The organism is Bacillus cereus, from assembly GCF_007678085.1.
GTDB classification, from domain to species: domain Bacteria; phylum Bacillota; class Bacilli; order Bacillales; family Bacillaceae_G; genus Bacillus_A; species Bacillus_A cereus_BE.
Genome location: NZ_VEDW01000007.1, coordinates 14113 through 29312 on the forward strand (window position 1 = coordinate 14113; position 15200 = coordinate 29312).

The window sequence follows — 15200 nt, forward strand, 5'->3', positions numbered from 1 at the left end:
TATGGGAATTCAAAAGAATGTGGAAGCGGTATCATTTTCTGGAGGAAATGAAGTACAAAGAGAATCTTTCGCTTCTAAAATTATGAATGTAAAAATCGGTGTTATACCTTTACCGTTATATGTAGTATTGGCTGCTATTATTTATGGGGCATCTGTATATAATAAATTGCCAGCAGATATGATTGGTGGATTTGCAGTTATTATGATCATGGGTATTTTCTTAGGAGACATTGGGATGAGAATTCCAATTTTAAAAAATATCGGCGGTCCGGCAATACTTTCGTTATTTATTCCATCATTACTTGTATTTTTTAACTGGATGAATCCAGCTTCAATGGAAGCTGCGACTATGTTAATGAAAAAATCGAACTTCTTATATTTATATATTTCTTGTTTAGTAGTCGGAAGTATTTTAGGAATGAACCGTAAAGTGTTAGTACAAGGTTTCGTTCGTATGTTTATTCCTTTAGTAGTAGGGACGTTAGCTTCTGTAGCAGTAGGATTATTGGTCGGTTCACTATTTGGATTTGAAATGAAGAAAACATTCTTCTTCATCATCGTACCAATTGTTAGTGGTGGTATCGGGGAAGGGATTTTACCATTATCGCTAGCTTATAGTGATATTTTAAACGAATCATCAGCAACGTTTGTATCACAGCTTATTCCAGCGGCTATTATTGGAAATATGTTCGCAATTGTGAGTGCAGGGTATATGAAGCGTTTAGGTGAGAAGAAACCAGAGCTTAGTGGTAACGGTGTATTAGTGAAAACAGATAATCAAGCCGAGTTATTAAAAGAACAAAATACAGAAAAGCCAATTGACTTCTCATTAATGGGAGCAGGTTTATTAATTGCGTGTACGTTCTTCATTTTCGGAGGATTTGCTTCTAAGTTCATCGGTATTCCTGGGGCAATCATTATGATCTTCTCGGCAGCAATTGTAAAATATTTTAAATTAATGCCAGCAAAAATGGAGCAAGGTGCATTCCATTTATATAAATTCATTTCGAAGAATTTAACTTGGCCGTTAATGGTTGGACTGGGGTTGCTATATATTCCGCTAAAAGACGTAGCAGCAGTTCTTTCAGTAGGATATGTTGTTGTGTGTGCATCAGTTGTTCTTACAATGGTAGCATCAGGTTTTCTTGTAGGGAAAGTGATGAAAATGTATCCAGTTGAATCAGCAATTGTAACGGGATGTCATAGTGGTTTAGGTGGAACTGGAGATGTTGCTATTTTATCAGCTTCAAATCGTATGGAATTAATGCCGTTTGCGCAAATTTCAACACGTTTAGGCGGGGCAGCAATGGTTGTAACAGCGACAATTTTATTAAAAATGTTTTCATGATCAAACAAGCTAGCTATATTCATATAGCTAGCTTGTCAAATTAAGGGGAGATTATAAGTATGTTAGAGAATCAAATTAATGAAAGATCATTGTTACTGCATAAAGAATTAGTAGGGAAAATTGAAATTACAAGTAAAGTAGAAGTAAATTCAGCGGACGATTTAAGCCTGACATATACACCAGGTGTAGCGGAGTCTTGCAAAGCAATTGCGGCGGATGAAGAAACAGTGTATGACTATACAGCACGTGGTAATATGGTGGCAGTTGTCTCAGATGGAACAGCGGTACTTGGCTTAGGGAATATTGGACCGAAAGCAGCTATGCCTGTTATGGAAGGGAAGAGTATTTTATTTAAGAAATTTGCGAATGTAGATGCTTTCCCGTTATGTTTAGGTACGACTGATGTGGATGAAATCGTTACCCTTGTGAAAAATTTAGAGCCTACGTTTGCAGGAATTAACTTAGAAGATATTGCGGCACCACGCTGTTTTGAAATTGAAAAGCGATTAAAAGCAGAAACAAATATTCCTGTATTCCATGATGATCAACATGGAACAGCTATTGTCGTATTAGCAGCTGTTATTAATGCATTAAAAGTTGTTAGCAAACAAATGGATAATGTGAAAATTGTTATTAACGGTGCGGGTTCGGCAGGAATTGCAATTGGAAAATTATTATTAAAGGCTGGTGCAAAGCACATTACGTTAGTTAGCTTAGAAGGTATTGTTTGTGAAGGTGAAACATGGATGAACGAAGCGCAAATTGAAGTTTCAAAAAAGACAAATCGAGAACATGTGCGTGGAACGTTAAAAGAAGCAATTCATCAAGCGGATATTTTTATTGGCGTATCTGCTCCTAACGTATTAACGAAAGAACTTGTACAAACGATGAATGAGAAAGCAATTGTGTTTGCTATGGCTAATCCAATTCCAGAAATCTTCCCTGAGGATGCATTAGAGGCTGGGGCAGCTGTAGTAGGAACCGGGCGCTCGGATTATGCGAATCAAGTAAATAATGTATTGGCGTTCCCAGGAATATTCCGTGGTGCGTTAGATGTACGCGCGACTGATATTACAGAAGAGATGAAATTAGCGGCAGCATATGGGATCGCTAACATCATTACGGACGAAGAACGTAATACGAATTATGTAATTCCGAATCCATTAGATAAAAGAGTTGTTCCAAGTGTTGCGGAAGCTGTAGCGAAAGCAGCCATTGATTCAGGTGTGGCACAAATTACAGAAATGCCAAGTTATTAATAGCTAAAAGCAGTGCCTAAAAGGCACTGCTTTTTTGAGATAAGAAATCAAAATAATGAAGAAGTGTAAAATTATTTATTTGTGTTTCCTCACTATTTATTTAATTCCATTGCAACTTGTTTACCATTTACTAAAACCTCAGTTACTGCTACGACCACTTCTATCATTTTTTTCATCTCTCATCTCTCATCTCTCCTTGTGTCATTTCTTACTTTAAGTATAAGAGAAGAGAGATACTTAAACTATCGAAGTATATGACGTAGAAATTACATTGTTGTAAGAAAGTAGAAAGTGTTTTAGTTTTGTCACTTTACTCAGCAGTAATTACAAACTGATTATAATATTTTTCATTTACATATATGTTTAATACCCATAATCCAGATGAAGGTAGTGACATAGTGAGAGGGAGTTCGTTTGTAGTGGAATCAATTGTATTTGAAGTAGTCCAAGTTGGTTTGGAAGTTTCTTGTTGAAAGAGTACGGGTGTTGGAGTTACTAATCCTTGCTTTAATGCAATAATAGATAGTTTTCCAGTTGGCATTTCAGGATCTAAAAAGTACCACATTATTTCATTTTTTTCGTTTGCGATAATGGGGCTATCAGCCATTGCGATTTTTTCTTCGATACCTTTTAAAGGTGTTTTTTCTTGTATGAAGGAGGGTGTTTCTTCCCAATTTACATCTTTTAAAACGCTAAGGTGAAAGAAGGAAGGTGCATTAACTTTGGTGGATGACGTGGCGATAGCTTCTTTTTTAGGTACTTCTGAATCAGGCTGCGCTTGTATGCATCCAGCGATGAGAAAGGAGACAAGTAGCATAGTTCCAATTTTTTTCATGGTGTCACACTCCTAATTTTTATTGTTAGTGTAATTGTATTTGCTAGAAAGCGGGACAATTCCTTTAAAACGTCAAAAGAGGTCGTAAGTTTTGTACGACCTCTTTTGACATTTTTTATCCCGCTTTAATGGGCAGTAAGACCCCCACCTCAAAATTCAGCGAAAGCTAAGAATTTAGGTGGGGGTCGGGCTGCCCATTAAAGTCCGATTGGTTCAACTAATAATCAGTGGGGGATGAAGAAAACCCCCACTGATTAAAGTTTCACTTTATATTTGTTCAGTTGAAAAGGTAGGTTCATTCTCTTTTTGCGGCATCGTTAAGAAAATAACAGAAAGAACGATACATACGCCGCCTAATAATTGATAGGCTCCAAATGATTCATTTAGCCAAGCGATTGAAACGATGGCAGCTACAAGTGGTTCAATGCTAGATAAAATGCTTGTTTCTGTTGCTGCTAAATATTTCAGACTACCGATATAAAGGAGGAAAGAAAGAGTGCCACTTATGATGATAAGAATCAGCATAGAAAAAGTTTTTGGTGTAAAAGTTTGTGAAAGCTGATTCCATCCAAACGAGCGATTACAAATAAGCAGGACAATACCGCCAATTAACATTCCCCATCCAATTACTACAGTTGTTCCACATTCTTTAATAAGAGAAGCTGGATGAAGGGTATAAAATGCAAAGCCAATTGCTGTTAATAGGCCGAAAATAATGGCTTCTTTTGATAAAACAATATTTTCAATTGAACCGTTTGTAATAATAAAGTACGTTCCCGTTAGGGCAGTTATAATTGCGAGTATTTGCATAGAAGCAGGAAATTTTCTTTGTCCAAATGCGACATAAATGGTAATAAGAACAGGACCTAGAAATTGAAATAATGTCGCTGTGACTGCGTTACTAATATGAACCGTTTCAATAAAGGCGTATTGCGCACCGAGCATGCCGAGAATAGAGAAAATAATAAGTTGTATAGAATGTCTAGGATGTTTCCAAATTTGAAATATGTTTTGTTTCTTTATAAGTAAGAAAGATAAAATAAATATTCCCGCAAGCAACAAGCGAATTGTTAAAAAATCAATTGATGATACGTTAGTATGTTGAAATAGCCACTGAATCATCGGGCCAGATAATCCCCATAAGGTAGCTCCTGTAATAATCATAATGAGTCCAATCCGTCTACTATTGTTCATGATCATGCATCCCTTCTCGAGTATTTGATTTTTTATGTGTGACATGATAAAAGGAATTATATATAATTTCTGGTACTGTAAAAAGTATCAGATTTTAGTTTTATTAAGGGGTCAGATATTATGTTAGAATTAACGCCTAATTTAAATGCGAAAAGTAAAATAGCATTGTACGTGCAATTGTATGAGTATATAAAAAAAGAAATTAAAGATGGAACGATTCCGGCTTTTACAAAATTACCTGCTAAAAGAAAGCTGGCGAGCTATTTACAAGTGAGTAAGAATACAGTAGAAGCGGCTTACGAGCAATTACTTGCAGAAGGTTATATTGAATCAGCATCGAGAAAAGGTTATTTTGTATGTGAAATTGAACAAATGATTTATGTAGAAGGAAGCGAAGAGAAAGTAGAAGAAGTATCGTTCCGGGAGGAGAACTATACATTTGATTTCACCCAAACAGGGGTTGATACGAATACTTTTCCGTTCACTATGTACCGCAAGCTTATAAATGATGTATGGCAGCCACATAATAATGAGTTGCTTTTTCTTGGACACCCTCAAGGGGAATTGAGCTTAAGGGAGGAAATCGCGAACTATCTGTATGAATCTAGAGGTGTACGTTGCTCAGCTAGTCAAATTGTATTAGGAGCGGGAACACAAATATTAGTGAAGTTACTTTTTCAATTGTTGAAGGGAAGTAATTATGCAGTTGAAAACCCAGGTTATCATAGGACAATGGTCGTTTTTGAACAGGGAGAAAAGAAGGTTCAAATGTTGTCTTTAGATAGAGACGGAATTTGTATGGCAGATTTAGAAAATAGCGATGCAAATGTTGTATTTGTAACTCCTTCTCATCAGTTTCCATATGGAATGATTATGCCTATTACGAGAAGGACGCAGCTTTTACAATGGGCGAAGAAAGCAGAAGGTAGGTATATTATTGAAGATGATTACGATAGTGAATTTCGCTATTCAGGAAGGCCAATTCCGGCACTACAAGGATTAGATACAGATGGGAAAGTTATTTATATGGGGACGCTCTCAAAAGCTTTGTTGCCCTCATTACGGATGAGCTATATAGTATTACCGAAGCATTTAATTGAAAAGTATCAAAAGGAATATTTATTTTATACGCAAAGTGTTTCAAGAATGGACCAAGAAGTGATAAGAAGGTTTTTAAATGAAGGCTATTGGGAAAAACACATTCATAAAATGCGTGTCGTTTACCGAAAAAAGAGGGATCGACTTGTCTTTGAAATAGAAAAGTATTTCTCTAATCGTGTTGAAGTGATAGGAGAAGATTCGGGATTGCACATTTTATTACAAGTGCATAATGGAATGCGAGAAGAAGAACTAATTCAAGAAGCAGCAAAATATAGTATTAAAATATATCCTGTTTCTACGTACTATAAAGACGGTACTGCACCTGAAAATGTAGTTTTACTTGGATTTGCGATTTTATCAGAAGAAGAAATTGCGAAAGCGATTCAATTATTACATAAGGCATGGTATACAAGAAAGTAAAAAACATCCTCCAAGCATGAGGATGTTTTTTGTTATTTATTTTCATCTAAGAATAAGACCATATGCTCTTCGTCCCAATATTGTCCGTTATATTTTAATGAACGTTCTTGTACACCGAATGTTTTAAATCCTAATGATTCATAAAGTTTTTTCGCTCCATCGTTGCCAACAACAACATCAAGCATAACTTGTTCTACTTCTAAAGATTTAGCAAGTTCAAGACATTCTTTAATAAGTGCTTTTCCTGCTCCAAGCCCGCGTGCTTTTGGAGACACATATACAGAACCGATTTTAGCTTTATGTTCTTGTTTTACATATGGTTTCGTTTCCAGTGTTGCAACCCCGATTAATTGTCCATCTTTAAATGCACCTAGCGTATAGTTTTCATCTTGTGCTAATTTTTGTGCTTTATATTCGATCGCACACTCTTTATTAATAATATCTTCATAAGAAGAGCTGAAAGCTTCAGGGTTTTGCTTTAATCCTTCTACACGAAGTTCTAAGTAAATTTCCGCTTCGTCTTTTGTTAATACATGGATATCCAATTATATCACCCTCCAAATCTTTGCAAATGTACCTTTATTTTATATTGAAATAAGAATAATTTCAAAAGCTTAGCTTATATGAGCTGATTTTATGAACAAAATAACACCAGTAGTGTTTACTACTACTGGTGTTTTCACACGCATCTTATTCAAAAGGTAGCTCGATTATAAAGTTTGTTCCTACTCCTAATTGGCTTTTTACTAGAATGGAACCGTTATGCAATTCTACAATTTCTTTTGCGACAGCTAGCCCGATACCTTTTCCTCCGGTAGCTCTCGTTCTGGATTTATCAACACGATAAAAACGATCGAAAATATGTGAGATATCTTCTTCAGGAATACCTTCTCCTTCATCGTCTACACTTATTGTGAAAGAATCAGTTTCCGTTAGTACACGTATCGTAATAGATGTGTTTTCTGGCGAATGTTGATAAGCATTGTGTAATAAATTTAACATAACTTGTTCCATACGTCTTTCGTCTATGCAAACTTCTAAATCATCTTTGCAATATACATGGAGTTGCATTTGTTTGTTAGTTAATGTTGTTTTTGTTTTTTCAACCATTCGTTCTAAAAATGGTTGAAGAATCACTTTTTGTTTTTTTATAACAAACTGGTGTTGTTCTAATTGCACTAACATAAATAAATCTTGGACGAGATCGGTTACACTATCTGTTTCATCCTCAATGATTTGTAAGTATTCTTCACGCTCTTCTTTCGTTAAAGAGTCTCTCTTTGCAACCTTCGCATAACCTTTCATATAGGTCAATGGAGTTAATAGTTCATGGGCAACACTAGCGAGAAATTCATTACGTTCTTTTTTCATATAAGTCAGTTCACTGGATAAATCTTCAATCGTTTTTGCTAAGCTTCCAAGTTCATCATTCCGTTTAATACCTAATTGAATTGGTGTATTCAATTTTGATATTTTTTCTGTCGCCCTCTTCATTTTTATAAGTGGTTCTGTAATAACACGCGAAAAAACAAAGACAGAAATAGTAGTCAAAATAATTGTCAAAACACCAATGATAAGAAATTGTTTCATGAGTTTAAGTAACATATTCTCTAAGAAGGATGTTTTTAATAACATATATAACTTCCCTTGAAACTCTGCTGTGTTAAGTGGGCTTACCGTTGTGATGAATTTTGATTTTTTCCAGTTCTTTTCGACGATCAATCCGCCTTTTGGAATAGGTTCTGTCTTGCAAATAAGTTGTTTTTGCATTGCCTTTGTTACGGGTTCTGAAGTGGAAATAATTTTGCCATTATTGTCTGTTAGTATGATAGCTATATCAGAGTTAGCAATTAATTCTGATTCTACTAAGTGTGCAGCTGCATCCGCGATATCGAAATCTGGATACATAGGACGGTTAGGGTTTTTATTGTATTCAGCGCGTTCGGGATGTTGCTTTTCTTTAGCAATTGCATTCCACTTTGTGCGGCTTGTAATTTTTTTACTATAGCGATTACCTTTTTCTAAAAGAGCAAGTGTTTCTTCCTCAATCCGCATTGTTGAAATGCTTTTGTAAAAAGATACAAAAGCAATTGTTTCAATACATAAAGCTAATATTAAAAAGTATGTCCCAATTTTAAGTGAAAGTTTACTCATTTTCTCACCATACCTTATTTCATATAAATGGTCAGTGGTATACTATTGTCCACTGACCGAAGTAATTATTCACTTTTCCATTTATATCCGACTTTATAAACAGTTTCTAAGTAATTTTCAACTGGAAATCCTTTTTTGCGTAATTTATCACGGATATTGCGAATATGTGAATCGATTGTTCTATATTCAATGTCTGTTTCATAACCCCAAATTTTTTCGATTAAATCATCTCGGCTATAAGCACGGTTTGTATTTTGTAAAAATAGTCCAAGTAAAGAAAATTCGATAGGAGTTAGTGGAATTTTTTCATCATATACTGTGACAGTATGTTTCGTTTTATCCCACTCAATACCATTGAAGCTAACGAAGCCATCTTTCTTTGTACGGCGTAATATAGCTTCGATTCTTGCAACTAATACATGCTCATCAAATGGTTTTGTAATATAGTCATCCGCGCCCATAGTAAGGCCTTTCACCATATCGTAATTTTGATTACGAGCTGTTAGCATAATAATTGGAACGTTGGAAATTTGACGGATTTGATAGCAAGTATCCCATCCATCCATATTCGGCATCATAACATCTAACAAAATAATATCGAAGTCTTTTTGTTCTATTAACTTTAGTGCTTCAAGGCCAGAGGTAGCTTTCATACAAAAATAGCCACGAGGACTTAAGAACAGATCTAATAATCGTAACATGCGTTCTTCATCGTCTACTAATAAAATTTTTACCATAATCTTGTGCACCCCAAACTGTTCATTCTACTTGTATAGTTTACATGAAAATAATAAAAAACTCTTTTTATGTGATTGAGTGGAAGAGTTATTTTTACGCTCAGAGTAATTGACATAAAAAATGCACTAGTTTTGCACAACTATTTTTTATAATAGAAAACGTAGCGACACAAAATACCCTATGTTGCGACATAACGTCATGTCATTTTATTTATAAAATGACAATTCCATTCTATTGTGTATGTGAGATAGAGAGGGTTTTCGTATTCACCTCGCATCGGATAAGAAAAATTTCCTATCTCACACTTTTTTTAAAAGGAGATCATACACATGAATCCAAAAGAAGAAATTTCAAAAAAAGAAAAGCAAGATCGTAATACGGTTGTCATGTGCATTGCCGTATCTATGGTTATTATTATAAGTTGTGTAAATAAAATTTTGGGGATTTTATAATATAAAAAAAGCTTATTGCTTCTTAAGAAGCAATAAGCTTTTTTCATTATTAGGGGAATCGTTCTATATAATAAACCAAGGTAAAATTGCTAACCCAGAAGTTACAATTGCTGTAGTAAATATTAAAATCATAGCTCGTTTGTTTTGTTTCATGTCACATTCTCCTCTACATATCAAGTACATGCGATCAGCGTGGGATGTAGTTCCCCACTGAGTAAAGTTTCACTTTATATTATTAGTATAATGAATGGAAAGGTTTGGTACGATCGATAAAGGTGACATGAAGATTACATTGTTGTAATGAAAAAAGCACCTTCCTTAATAAGAAGATGCTTTTAAAAAACTATATTGAAGTATTAATCATTTAAGAACAGAACCATATGTTCCTCGTCCCAATATTGACCGTTATGTTTTAATGAACGCTCTTGTACACCGTAAGTTTGGAAACCTAATGACTCATATAATTTTTTGGCACCAGCGTTACCAACTACAACATCAAGCATAAGTTGCTCTACATGTAATTTATCGGCATTTTCAATGATTGCTTTAATGAGAGCTCGTCCTGCTCCAAGGCCACGTGCTTTTGGGGAAACGAAAACGGAACCGATTTTTGCTTTATGTTCTTGTTTAATAAATGGTTTTGTTTCTAAAGTAGCAATGCCGATTAAATCGTTATCTTTGAAGACCCCTAGAGTATACTTATCCGGATTGCTTAATCGTTTTGCCATAGCAGCTACAGGATCCTCATGTTTCAGAACATCTTCATAAGAAGAGCTAAAAGCTTCCGGGTTCTTCGTTAAACCTTCCATACAAACTTTTAAATATATTTCTGCGTCCTCTGTCTTTAATAAGCGAATTTCCATAGTTGTAACCTCCTTGGTCAATTTCAAATAAAATAAATCCATTACTTTTATAAAATTGTGTATGTGTTTTGTTAGCAGACTCTTTTAATTTGTAAAAGAATGAAAAGATATATGCTACAATGTTTTGTTTTTAATATGTAATGAAATTATATATTAACTTTATTAACTATTCAAGTCTTTAATATATTACATTTTTATAACTAAAATAACTCCTCAATTGAGGAGTTATTTTAGTTATTCGATTGATAACCATCAATTCGATGTGGATGTGTGTAAATATTACAAGATTCATTTCTAATAAATCCTACGACTGTAATGCCTAAATCGTGAGCGAGTTGCAATGCCAGTTTTGTTGGAGCGGATTTAGATAGAACAATTTCACATCCAATTTTTGAAACTTTGAGTAAAATTTCGGATGAAATACGCCCGCTAAATGCAATGATTTTTCCTTTAACAGATATATCGTTACGCAAACAATGGCCATATATTTTATCTAATGCATTATGTCTTCCGATATCCATTCTTGATAGGAGAATTTTGTTTCGATCACATAGCGCGGTATTGTGCACACCACCAGTTTGGCGAAATGTAGTGGAAGATTGTTGTAAAGTATTCATTAAGTAAAAGCATTCTTCAGGAGTAATTTTTACATGTATATCATGTAAATCTTTTGCTTTTGCAGCATCGTTAACGAAAATAAAACCTTGTCTACCTTTTCCACAGCAAGAAGTGATGTATCGTTTATTATATAAATTTTGATAGAGTGGGTTTACTTTTGATGAGGTTACATGGACAATTCCGTTATCTTTTTGAACCCATATTTCTTCAACATCTTTATAGGAAGAAATAATTCCTTCAGAAATTAAAAAACCAATTACCATATCTTCGATGTAATTTGGTGTACATACGACTGTTACATACTCTTCACCATTTAATTTAATAGTAATAGGAGATTCTGTAACAATCTCATCAAGTTGTTTTGAAAATGTACCAGATTGATAGCGTACAATTGTATAAGTCTCTTGCGTAAGCCCCATATTAAATTCCCCTTTTATATGTATTTCTCTCCCATATTTATCATAAAACAATGGGGAAATAAAAACATCTATTAGCAAGAAGATTACAGATTATTTTGGTTATTATTGTATATGTACGATATAATAGAACTGTAGAATAGTGATATTTTCAAGCTTTCGTAGTTATACCTTATAACATCTAGAATCGACTTCATAAGAAAAGTATTTGGACAGAGCGTTTCAAAAATATGTACAGTAATACGATTTTGAAAACGGATTCATAATTGTGTTGTACAGTTGGTTGTAAGGAGAGGGGAAACTATGGCAGAACAGACAGTCCGTGTAACCGTGGATGGTAAAGAATTTTCCACATCGGGTGAAAAGACGATACTACAATTATTTAACGAGAGTAATTTGGAACATCCTCAAATTTGTCATGTACCGGAAGTAGATCCAATTCAAACTTGTGATACGTGTATTGTAGAAGTAAATGGGAAATTATTGCGTGCTTGTTCAACGAAATTAGAGAATGGTATGCATATCGAAAGACAATCCAAGCGTGCAAAAGAGGCACAAACTGAGGCAATGGATCGAATATTAGAGAATCATTTATTGTATTGTACCGTTTGTGATAACAATAATGGTAACTGTAAAGTCCATAACACAGTACATATGATGGAAATTGAAGAACAGAAATATCCGTATGAGCCGAAAGTAAGTGCTTGTGAAGTGGATATGTCACATCCGTTTTATCGGTATGATCCAAATCAATGTATTGCTTGTGGACAGTGTGTAGAAGTATGTCAAAACTTACAGGTTAATGAAACTATATCGATAGACTGGAACTTAGATCGTCCACGTGTTATATGGGATCATGGTGTAAGTATAAATGACTCATCTTGTGTAAGTTGTGGGCAATGTGTAACAGTATGTCCGTGTAATGCGTTAATGGAAAAATCAATGTTAGGCGAAGCTGGGTTCATGACAGGATTAAAACCAGATGTGTTAGATCCGATGATTGATTTTGTAAAGGATGTAGAGCCTGGATATAGTAGTATTTTAGCGGTTTCAGAAGTAGAGGCTGCGATGCGTAAGACGAAAGTTAATAAAACAAAAACCGTTTGTACATTTTGTGGTGTCGGTTGTTCCTTCGAAGTATGGACGAAAGATCGCCATATATTAAAAGTGCAACCTGTTTCAGATGCGCCGGTTAATGGTATTTCCACATGTGTAAAAGGTAAATTTGGATGGGACTTTGTAAATAGCGAAGATCGAATTACGAAGCCATTAATTCGCCAAGGAGATATGTTTGTTGAAGCTTCATGGGAAGAAGCATTAGAAGTTGTTGCTTCTAACATGCAGCATATAAAATCTGAATACGGTAGCGATGCATTTGGATTTATTTCTTCTTCGAAAGTAACGAATGAAGAAAATTACCTTATGCAAAAACTAGCCCGACAAATATATGGAACGAATAATGTGGACAACTGTTCTCGTTATTGTCAATCTCCAGCAACAGATGGTTTATTTAAAACTGTCGGTATGGGCGGGGATGCTGGAACAGTGAAAGATATAGCTGAAGCAGGCCTTGTTATTATCGTTGGTGCGAATCCAACAGAAGGACATCCTGTACTTGCGACGAGAGTAAAACGTGCGCATAAATTACACGAGCAAAAACTGATCGTAGCAGACCTTCGTAAACATGAAATGGCAGAGCGTGCAGATTTATTTATTCATCCGCGCCAAGGTACGGATTACGTATGGCTTGCTGGTATTACGAAATATATTATTGATCAAGATTGGCACGATAAAAAGTTTTTAGCTGAAAATGTGAAGAACTTTGATGAATATAGCAAAATGTTAGAAAAGTATACGCTTGATTATACAGAAGAAATTACGGGGATTTCGAAAGAGAATCTGAAAGAAATGGCTCGTATGGTATATGAAGCAGATGGTACGTGTGTACTTTGGGGAATGGGTGTGACTCAAAATACAGGAGGAAGTACAACGTCAGCTGCCATTTCCAATTTACTGCTTGTTACGGGTAACTATCGTCGTCCTGGTGCAGGTGCATATCCATTACGTGGACATAATAACGTACAAGGTGCTTGTGATATGGCAACATTACCAAACTGGCTTCCTGGTTACCAAGCAGTATCAGATGATACGCTTCGTGCAAAATTTGAAAAAGCATACGGTACAACTATTCCGAAAGCACCGGGATTAAATAATATTGCAATGTTACTTGCAGCGGAAGAAGGAAAACTACGCGGTATGTATGTCATGGGTGAAGAAATGGCTTTAGTTGATTCAAATGCGAACCATGTGCAACATATTTTATCGAATTTAGACTTCCTGGTTGTTCAAGATATGTTCTTATCAAAAACAGCTCGTTTTGCCGATGTTATTTTACCAGCGGCACCAAGTTTAGAAAAAGAAGGAACATTTACGAATACAGAGCGCCGTATTCAAAGATTATACGAAGTATTGAAACCACTTGGTGATTCAAAACCAGACTGGTGGATTTTACAAAAAGTTGCTCGTGCACTAGGCGGGGATTGGAATTATGAAAGTCCAAGTGAAATTATGGACGAAATCGCATCACTTGCACCGTTATATTCTCAAGCAACGTACGACCGTTTAGAAGGATGGAATAGTTTATGTTGGGGTAGTCATGATGGTAGCGATACACCGTTATTATATGTAGATGGATTTAACTTCCCAGATAAACTTGCTCGTTTATCATTAGATGAATGGGTACCACCGGTTGTAGCGCCAGATGAGTATGATTTACTTTTAAATAATGGTCGTATGCTAGAACATTTCCATGAAGGGAATATGACGAATAAGTCGGCTGGTATTTTATCTAAAGTATCTGAAGTATTCGTTGAAATTTCACCTGAACTCGCTATAGAGCGTAATGTGAAAGATGGTGGCCTTGTGGAATTAGCATCACCATTTGGAAAAATTAAAGTACAAGCGCTTATTACTGATCGTGTAACGGGGAAAGAGCTATATTTACCGATGCATGCAACGATAAATGAAGAAGCGATTAATATTTTAACTGGAACGGCAACAGACCTGTATACGTGTACACCAGCGTATAAACAAACGATGGTGAAAATGCGTGTATTACGTGAAAAAGGAAATCGTCCGTTACCATCTTCAAACCCGCGAGATAAAAAGCGCAATCCGCAAAATGGTGTTGAAATCGAGCAAAAGTGGCAAAGAAAACAATACGTATCACTTGTGGACTAGGGGGCGGAGATAGTGGCGAAAGAAATTACGTTAATTAAAAAGAAAGTTGTAACAGAGGAAGAACAGAAACAGCAAGTAGCAGATGAACTTCTAAATGAGCTATCTAATAATCGTGAAGCAGTAGAAGAAACGATGCAGCTTTTAGCACAGTTGCAGAAGGCTGGGATATTAGACGCAGCGATTAGTTTACTTGCTGCGAAAGAAGATGTTTCAAAAATCGCTGTCGAGCAATTAAATCGTGAACCAGTTAAAAATGCACTCAACAATATGATGGGGGCGGGGGAAGCGTTATCCGCAGTTGACCCAGAAGTAACAAAGCAAATCACATCGAGTTTAGTCACTGGATTGCAATTTGCTACAGATGAATTAAATAGTGGTAAAAAAACAAAAGTGATGGATTTCTTTAAAGTGTTAAAAGATCCAGATATCAATAGAGCCATTACATTCGGTTTTAGCTTCTTGAAAGCATTTGGACAAGGGTTAGAGAAAAAATAGAGTAAATGAAAAAGGTGATGGGAAGTAGCCATCACTTTTTTCATTGTATGTATAAGAGTGTTCATGT

General features: G+C 35.4%; 13 protein-coding genes. 6 read left to right on the top strand and 7 right to left on the bottom strand.

Going from position 1 to position 15200, the window contains the following annotated elements; translation table 11 throughout:
• The first annotated feature begins 1 nt into the window (after window position 1).
• A complete protein-coding gene (locus FS742_RS24435) occupies window positions 2–1348 on the top strand; it encodes a 2-hydroxycarboxylate transporter family protein (RefSeq protein ID WP_144615685.1) in 1347 nt (448 codons plus the stop codon).
• 59 nt (window positions 1349–1407) lie between these two features.
• Window positions 1408–2607 (top strand): NAD(P)-dependent malic enzyme, encoded by a 1200-nt coding sequence (locus FS742_RS24440; RefSeq protein WP_144615687.1) that lies wholly within the window; start codon window positions 1408–1410, stop codon window positions 2605–2607.
• Between the two features lie 310 nt (window positions 2608–2917).
• Here FS742_RS24440 and FS742_RS24445 read toward each other — a convergent pair whose 3' ends face one another.
• A complete protein-coding gene (locus tag FS742_RS24445; protein ID WP_144615689.1) occupies window positions 2918–3442 on the bottom strand; it encodes a DUF4871 domain-containing protein in 525 nt (174 codons plus the stop codon).
• 267 nt (window positions 3443–3709) lie between these two features.
• Window positions 3710–4636 (bottom strand): DMT family transporter, encoded by a 927-nt coding sequence (locus tag FS742_RS24450; protein WP_144615691.1) that lies wholly within the window; start codon window positions 4634–4636, stop codon window positions 3710–3712.
• A gap of 120 nt (window positions 4637–4756) precedes the next feature.
• Between FS742_RS24450 and pdxR the strand changes: the two genes are divergently transcribed.
• The gene (pdxR, locus tag FS742_RS24455) at window positions 4757–6157 is read left to right on the top strand and encodes a MocR-like pyridoxine biosynthesis transcription factor PdxR (protein ID WP_144615693.1); all 1401 of its coding nucleotides are present in this window, start codon (window positions 4757–4759) and stop codon (window positions 6155–6157) included.
• Window positions 6158–6189: 32 nt separating this feature from the next.
• On the opposite strand, the gene FS742_RS24460 is transcribed toward pdxR, so the two are convergent.
• From FS742_RS24460 to FS742_RS24470, 3 genes are all read right to left on the bottom strand, one after another.
• A complete protein-coding gene (locus tag FS742_RS24460; RefSeq protein ID WP_000351216.1) occupies window positions 6190–6702 on the bottom strand; it encodes a GNAT family N-acetyltransferase in 513 nt (170 codons plus the stop codon).
• A 145-nt stretch (window positions 6703–6847) separates the two neighbouring features.
• Entirely contained in the window at window positions 6848–8311 is a 1464-nt protein-coding gene (locus tag FS742_RS24465; protein ID WP_144615695.1) for a sensor histidine kinase, read from the bottom strand.
• Window positions 8312–8376: 65 nt separating this feature from the next.
• Window positions 8377–9048 (bottom strand): response regulator transcription factor, encoded by a 672-nt coding sequence (locus FS742_RS24470; protein ID WP_000238948.1) that lies wholly within the window; start codon window positions 9046–9048, stop codon window positions 8377–8379.
• Window positions 9049–9378: 330 nt separating this feature from the next.
• On the opposite strand from FS742_RS24470, the gene FS742_RS28105 reads away from it, so the two are divergent.
• Window positions 9379–9501 (top strand): hypothetical protein, encoded by a 123-nt coding sequence (locus tag FS742_RS28105; RefSeq protein WP_001068388.1) that lies wholly within the window; start codon window positions 9379–9381, stop codon window positions 9499–9501.
• 356 nt (window positions 9502–9857) lie between these two features.
• Here the strand turns inward: FS742_RS28105 and FS742_RS24475 are convergent, their stop codons facing one another.
• Both FS742_RS24475 and fdhD read right to left on the bottom strand, forming a co-directional pair.
• Window positions 9858–10364 carry a GNAT family N-acetyltransferase gene (locus FS742_RS24475; protein ID WP_144615697.1) on the bottom strand — a complete coding sequence of 169 codons (507 nt, stop codon included), beginning with the start codon at window positions 10362–10364 and terminating at the stop codon, window positions 9858–9860.
• Between the two features lie 230 nt (window positions 10365–10594).
• Window positions 10595–11401, bottom strand: coding sequence for a formate dehydrogenase accessory sulfurtransferase FdhD (fdhD, locus tag FS742_RS24480; protein WP_260869688.1), 807 nt, complete (start codon window positions 11399–11401; stop codon window positions 10595–10597).
• Window positions 11402–11701: 300 nt separating this feature from the next.
• On the opposite strand from fdhD, the gene fdhF reads away from it, so the two are divergent.
• Both fdhF and FS742_RS24490 read left to right on the top strand, forming a co-directional pair.
• The gene (gene fdhF / locus FS742_RS24485; protein WP_144615701.1) at window positions 11702–14638 is read left to right on the top strand and encodes a formate dehydrogenase subunit alpha; all 2937 of its coding nucleotides are present in this window, start codon (window positions 11702–11704) and stop codon (window positions 14636–14638) included.
• Between the two features lie 12 nt (window positions 14639–14650).
• Window positions 14651–15133 (top strand): helical membrane plugin domain-containing protein, encoded by a 483-nt coding sequence (locus FS742_RS24490; protein ID WP_001040525.1) that lies wholly within the window; start codon window positions 14651–14653, stop codon window positions 15131–15133.
• Window positions 15134–15200 lie beyond the last annotated feature (67 nt).